Annotated in this window: 3 protein-coding genes; 1 reads left to right on the top strand and 2 read right to left on the bottom strand. The window is 42.2% G+C overall.

Annotation, left to right across the window (positions count from 1 at the left end; translation table 11 throughout):
- The first annotated feature begins 125 nt into the window (after positions 1–125).
- A complete protein-coding gene (locus ACYQ2O_RS12235) occupies positions 126–485 on the top strand; it encodes an SDR family NAD(P)-dependent oxidoreductase (protein WP_346025600.1) in 360 nt (119 codons plus the stop codon).
- A 47-nt stretch (positions 486–532) separates the two neighbouring features.
- On the opposite strand, the gene ACYQ2O_RS12230 is transcribed toward ACYQ2O_RS12235, so the two are convergent.
- Both ACYQ2O_RS12230 and ACYQ2O_RS12225 read right to left on the bottom strand, forming a co-directional pair.
- A complete protein-coding gene (locus ACYQ2O_RS12230; protein ID WP_346025601.1) occupies positions 533–697 on the bottom strand; it encodes a DapH/DapD/GlmU-related protein in 165 nt (54 codons plus the stop codon).
- Between the two features lie 17 nt (positions 698–714).
- Entirely contained in the window at positions 715–987 is a 273-nt protein-coding gene (locus ACYQ2O_RS12225; RefSeq protein ID WP_428830636.1) for a maltose acetyltransferase domain-containing protein, read from the bottom strand.
- Positions 988–1,451 lie beyond the last annotated feature (464 nt).

Below are 1,451 nucleotides of genomic sequence, written 5' to 3'. Positions count from 1 at the left end.
AATGCTTTTCTCTACCATACGTATAGTGTACCTTTAAATCCCCTCTCTTTTCAAATCAAGTGATAGTGATTAACGTTTGAGGTGATAGGCTTTCTAGCGGGTAAAACTTTATACTTTCCTATTCTATGAGAAAAAATGGTGGCGGAGTCGTGATTAACTGTGCCTCCATTCTTGGTATCGTCGGTGAGCCGACAGCCTATGCTTACAATGCGTCTAAAGGAGCGGTTGTTCTCATGACCAAGTCACTGGCTCTCCAGTACGCAAAAGACAATATCCGATGTGCAGCCGTTGCTCCAGGATATGTAGAGTCCGGTATGGTAAATAGAGAAGCACTGGGTGAATACTATGATAATCTGGTAGATAAACATCCAATCGGCCGCCTGGGTGTGCCTGAAGAAATCGCCCATGCAGTTGTCTTCATAGCAGAAAATGAATTTCTGACAGGAATTACGCTGCCAGTCGACGGCGGATATACCTCTCAATAATGTTTATAAAAAGGATCATACCACTGCAGAAGGGTCTGATCCTTTTTCTATGTGAATGTTCGGATAACTCTGGCCGGTACTCCTGCAAGCACAACGTTATCCCCCAGAGTCACTCCGCCGATTACCGTTGCTCCTGCTCCCAACCAGCTGTTATCTCCAACGACTATCGGCTTGGCATACTCCAGACCTTCAAATCGCTGACTTGAATCCATAGGATGGTCAGGTGTAACTAATGAAACACTGGACCAGGCAGTGCGTTTTCCCCAATCCTGATTTCTCCGCCATCCAGCAGGATACAGTGAAAGTTAGCATAGACATGATCTCCAACATGGATGTTGTACCCATAGTCAACCCGCAACCCCGCCTCAACCTTAATTCGGCCTTCAATCGTCTGAAAGATTTCTTTTATCCATTTACCACTGGTATGTTCATCCTCGATCTGATTATACTTATGTGTCAAACGGTGTGCTCGCTCCCGTTCCTTGACCAGCTCCTGATCCACCGGGTCGTACAGCTCACTATTCTGTTTTTTTCTTTTTCAGATCGCATAACATGTTCCTTCCCCGTATCCGCTAGTAATGTTTGCTCTATTTTACCACATAACTTTGTAACGCATGTTCTTTCAAAAGTGTTGCTGTTAGATATAAGCTTATACGATAATATAAAATGACAGTCAGTGAACAATCTTGACGTGTTAACGGACTGTTTTAAGATGATACCCCATACGACTTCTTCCATAGAGACATGGTGATTAATTGTCGCTACTTCTCCATTAGACAGATATATAACTCAGTAATAGCTGTCTGATCAACAACAGTGAGTGTACCTCCTTTAAAAACTTGAGACACCTAGGAAACTATAGATGCTCTATATAAGTGGATTTAGGGTTTTCTCTTTTGAGTTTTCCCTCCACTTATTTTCTTTTTTTAAATTTTTTCACATTTTTATGCTTATTACTTGACTTTT

It is taken from the genome of Alkalibacterium sp. m-11, from assembly GCF_054658155.1.
The sequence above is the reverse complement of the archived record's forward strand: the minus strand, read 5'-3'. Positions and strand labels throughout refer to the sequence as shown.

Excerpts from the sequence above, each read along its gene's own strand:
- ACYQ2O_RS12235 (WP_346025600.1), top strand. The coding sequence starts at position 126 with ATGAGAAAAAATGGTGGCGGAGTCGTGATTAACTGTGCCTCCATTCTT.
- ACYQ2O_RS12230 (WP_346025601.1), bottom strand. The coding sequence starts at position 697 with ATGGATTCAAGTCAGCGATTTGAAGGTCTGGAGTATGCCAAGCCGATA.